This window comes from Streptomyces purpurogeneiscleroticus, assembly GCF_020024005.1.
In the GTDB taxonomy this organism is placed as follows: domain Bacteria; phylum Actinomycetota; class Actinomycetes; order Streptomycetales; family Streptomycetaceae; genus Streptomyces; species Streptomyces purpurogeneiscleroticus.
Genome location: NZ_NHSG01000337.1, coordinates 1 through 3959, shown reverse-complemented (window position 1 = coordinate 3959; position 3959 = coordinate 1). Strand labels below are relative to the sequence as shown.

Annotated in this window: 4 protein-coding genes; 3 read left to right on the top strand and 1 reads right to left on the bottom strand. The window is 70.1% G+C overall.

Annotated elements, in window-relative coordinates; translation table 11 throughout:
• Window positions 1–375 precede the first annotated feature (375 nt).
• Both CCS38_RS22425 and CCS38_RS22420 read left to right on the top strand, forming a co-directional pair.
• The gene (locus CCS38_RS22425; RefSeq protein ID WP_223735110.1) at window positions 376–882 is read left to right on the top strand and encodes an ArsR/SmtB family transcription factor; all 507 of its coding nucleotides are present in this window, start codon (window positions 376–378) and stop codon (window positions 880–882) included.
• 25 nt (window positions 883–907) lie between these two features.
• Window positions 908–1762, top strand: coding sequence for a M23 family metallopeptidase (locus CCS38_RS22420; RefSeq protein WP_223735109.1), 855 nt, complete (start codon window positions 908–910; stop codon window positions 1760–1762).
• A gap of 315 nt (window positions 1763–2077) precedes the next feature.
• Here the strand turns inward: CCS38_RS22420 and CCS38_RS22415 are convergent, their stop codons facing one another.
• On the bottom strand, window positions 2078–2833 hold the full coding sequence (locus CCS38_RS22415) for an SDR family NAD(P)-dependent oxidoreductase (protein ID WP_223735108.1): 756 nt from the start codon (window positions 2831–2833) through the stop codon (window positions 2078–2080).
• A 128-nt stretch (window positions 2834–2961) separates the two neighbouring features.
• On the opposite strand from CCS38_RS22415, the gene CCS38_RS22410 reads away from it, so the two are divergent.
• Entirely contained in the window at window positions 2962–3396 is a 435-nt protein-coding gene (locus tag CCS38_RS22410) for an Rrf2 family transcriptional regulator (protein ID WP_223735107.1), read from the top strand.
• Window positions 3397–3959 lie beyond the last annotated feature (563 nt).

Sequence of the window (3959 nt, the reverse complement as noted above, 5' to 3'; positions counted from 1 at the left end):
CCACCCGCCCCTGCGCCGAGCGCCGCGCCGCCCTGGCGGGGCGATGTCACCATTCCCTAAGGGCCTAACTACCTTCGGACTTAACTACCTCTTGCTCGCCGGGAGCCGCGTCCACGTCTCCCGGGAGCCACGGTCATGCCGACTTCGCAGGATTCGCAGTGAACCCGCCGGCGCCCTGCTGGAGGCCAAGCGTCTTCTCGTCCGCACTGGACGGCCCGCCACGGCCGTCGCCGAGCGCCGCGACCTCACCGGTGTCCCGGCTCCTTCCGCCCAACGCGCCGCTGAGGCTCGCACCTTCCGCACTCGCGCCGCCGACACTGCACCGCCGCCCGTCGAGGCTTGTACGGGATTACATAATTACGTAATCTATTGATTATGGATCTGGAAGAGCGCGTTGCCGAGCTCGAACGGCGCATGGCGGAGCTGGAGAACGCAGGCCCGGTCGCGCCCGCCGTGGGGGAAGGCGACTTCTGGGCTCTCGACGCACTGAAGGCGCGTCACCCGGTGACGCAGGAGGCGGACGGCGCCGTCCTGTTCACCGGAGCGGTGCGGGTGCCGACAGGCCATCGGTACGAGTGGCAGTACGGCCTCCTCACGGAGACGCTGTTCGAGGACGATTGGCCCGACGCGGCCGAGTCGTTCGCCGCGCTCGGCAACCCCGTACGACTGCGACTGCTGCGAGAGATCCTGGGCGGCCTGCGCACCGCCGCCGAACTGGCCGCGCTCGAAGACGTCGGCACGACCGGCCAGATCTACCACCACCTGCGCCAACTCACCGGCGCGGGCTGGCTGCACACCACCGAGCGCGGCCGATACGAAGTTCCTGCCGGCCGGGTGGTGCCACTGCTCGTGGTGCTCACGGCCGCGCGCCCGGTGACCTGACCGTTTTCTGTACGAGGGGGAAGTAATGTCTGTAGCCCGACGCAAGATCGCTGCGAGGATCCAGCATGCGCTGTGGCTGATCTTTTTTGTTCAGATCGCCGCCGGATTCTTCGTGGACCTGCCGTACAACTACTGGTTGAGCTGGCTGCCCGCGCTCGGTGCGATCGCCGTCAGCCTGATGACCTCCCGCTCCGTCCGCCGGCGGATCGAGACGGAGCCCCCGGCGCCGGTCGAGGTCGCGCCCCCGGTCACCGGCCGCTGGTCCGCCCTCAACAGCCCTGCCGACAAGGTGCCGAGCCACGGGACGCACAACCTCGCGCAGACCTACGCCATCGACATCGTGGCCGAGCCGGAGAAGGGGCCCGCTCGCCCCGACCCCGTCTGGTTCTGGCCCGTCGCCCACCGAAACCAGGCATACCCCGCCTTCGGGGCGCCCCTGCACGCGGTGGCCGATGCCACCGTCGCTCACGCCGAGGACGGCCAGCGCGACCACCTCAGCCGCAGCTCCCTTGCCGGGGTGCTGTACTTCTGGCTGATCGAGGGCGTCGGCAGGACGCTCGGCGGGGCCCGCCGCATCGTCGGCAACCACATCGTCCTCGACCTGGGCGACGGGACCTACGCCCTGTATGCGCACGTCCAGCGCGGCTCGCTCGAGGTCCGGGCGGGCGACAAGGTCGTCGCCGGCCAGGTGCTCGGCCGCTGCGGGAACTCCGGCAACTCCACCCAGCCGCACGTGCACTTCCAGCTGATGGACGGGCCGGACCTGGACACGGCCCGCGGTGTGCCGTTCAGCTGGCGCGGGGTGGGGGTGCCCGCCGGCAACGAGGTGTTCACGGTCGGCGAGGAGGCCGCGGTGCCGGCACCGTCTCGCGGAGCGTGAGCCCGCCAGCGGGTGGGGGCCGGTGATGTTGGCTGCTGTCGTGGGGTGACCAAGCAGCTGTTATGGGCTGGCTAGCAGGTCGGTTGTCGGCTGTCATGGCTTTGGCTGTTCCTGTGTCGTACGCCTTGTCGCCCCGGAGGCACTCCGGCCGCCGCCAAGGCCGGGTCGTCCGGCGACGGGCGGGATACCGTCGACGAGGTCGAGGGTTCCCCTTTTTTCGCGCGCACGCGGGAGTCGTCCACGCGCGCGCGGGTCGTTGGTCGTGCGCGCCCCGAAGGCGCGATGTCCTTCGGGGCGCGCGGCAGGGGTTCCGGTTCAGGCGTTGTAGCCACCGTGGGCGTCCAGTACCGCGCCCGTGACGTATGACGCGGCGGGGCTCGCCAGAAAGGCGATCGCCGCGGCGATCTCTTCGGGGTGACCCATGCGTTGCAGGGACAGCGCGCTGACCAGGGCCTTGAGGGTCTCGGGGCCCGGCCCTTCCATGCCGCCCTCCATCAGTCCGGCCTCCACGACGTTGGCCGTGATGTCCCGGGGCCCGAGGTCCCGTGCGACCCCCATGGTGTACCTCTCGATCCCCGACTTGGTCGCCGCGTAGTCGGCAAGGCCCGGGGCGCCGACCCGGGAGCCCAGTCCGGAACTCACCGTGATGATGCGGCCGCCCGCGCGCAGCACTCGGGAGGCGGCCCGGATGACGGCGATCACGCCGAGGTAGTTGGTGGCGTGCATCCGGTCCAGTGCGGCGGTGTCGGCGTCCGGGTCGTCCACCGTGCGGCCCTGCTCCACCGAGATCGCCGCGTTGTTGACGAGGATGTCCAGGCCGCCGAAGTGCGCGACCACGTCGTCGATCAGCGCCGGCGCCCGACTCATGTCCGCCTGGTCGGACTTGAGGGCGACGGCCTTCGCCCCCTTGCCGCGCACCTCGTCGACGACAGCCTGCGCCTGCTTCTCGGAGCTGACGTAGGTGAAGGCGACGTCGGCGCCCTGCTCGGCCAGCAGTCGTACGGTCGCGGCTCCCAGTCCCCGCGACCCCCCGGTGACCAGGGCGACCTTGCCCGTGAGTGGCTTGCTCATTCTTCTCACCTCGTTGATTGACCCTTCCCGACGGTCGCAACGCTAATTGTTACGACAGCTTGTTGCAACCTTAGTTGTTACGACTGCGCTGTCGTAACATGAAGCGTTGCGGCCGAGAGGAGGAGTTCATGAGTGCCAACAGCAGGTTGACCATTGCCGCCCACGCGCTGGCCTGGATCGGTCTCTACCAGCGCCAGGGCCACGAGGTCGCCACCTCCGAGCAGATCGCGACCAGTGCGAACACCAACCCCGTGGTGATCAGGCGGCTGCTCGGCGAGCTGCGCAGAGCCGGGCTCGTGGAGTCCCGGCGGGGCGTGGGCGCGGGCTGGTCGCTGGCGCGCGAGCTGGAGTCGATGACCCTGCTCGACGTGTACGAGGCAGTGGAACCCGGCCCGCTGTTCGCGATGCACCGCACCACCCCGGACCAGGGATGCGTGGTGGGTTACGGCATCCAGCCGGCCATGCAGGGCATCTACGAGGGCATCGAGGAGACCTTGAGACACGAGCTGGCCCGTGTCACGCTCGCGGACGTACTCCGGGACGTACTCGCGGCACCTCGCTAGCCCCCCCAGGCGGTGCAAGTCCCATGCTCTACGAGCGACACACCTGGCTGCGGTACGCCGACCACTCCCTCGCCCATGAAGCCGGCCCGAGCCCACGGCGGAGCCAACCGGTGCTCGAGCCGGCCCGGCTCGGCGCGCGACAAGGTCAGGCAGCGGTTCGGTCACACGACGGGGGCACCTGGGGACGGGGCACTCCGGGCTGCGCAACACCCGGCCGTTGGTGAACAACCGCTCGCCAGACGCGGTGAGGTGGGCCGGAAGCCAAGCCGCCGCTGTTCGCGCCTCATCTGCCGTGCCGGGAGTATGAGAGCGTGGCTGCCCGGTGAGAAGCGCCTGATGGGGACCGGCGGCGGGCCGGATCGGGGGAGGCCGACAGCTTCTGCACGCTTACTGGCGTGCTGGGCGCAACGCAGTCTGCCTCGGCGGCGCGTGCCAGAGCGGTGAAGTCGATCCGCCGGCGCTCGCCGTGGCGCTCGAGGATCCGCACGTAACGGCGCTTGGTGGGCAGGCCATGCCGGTGTGCATCCGGATGATGGGCGGGAACCGGGTCGGCGGGGGGAGGG

Coding starts and splice junctions, on each gene's coding strand:
- CCS38_RS22425 (WP_223735110.1), top strand. CDS start 376: ATGGATCTGGAAGAGCGCGTTGCCGAGCTCGAACGGCGCATGGCGGAG.
- CCS38_RS22420 (WP_223735109.1), top strand. CDS start 908: ATGTCTGTAGCCCGACGCAAGATCGCTGCGAGGATCCAGCATGCGCTG.
- CCS38_RS22415 (WP_223735108.1), bottom strand. CDS start 2,833: ATGAGCAAGCCACTCACGGGCAAGGTCGCCCTGGTCACCGGGGGGTCG.
- CCS38_RS22410 (WP_223735107.1), top strand. CDS start 2,962: ATGAGTGCCAACAGCAGGTTGACCATTGCCGCCCACGCGCTGGCCTGG.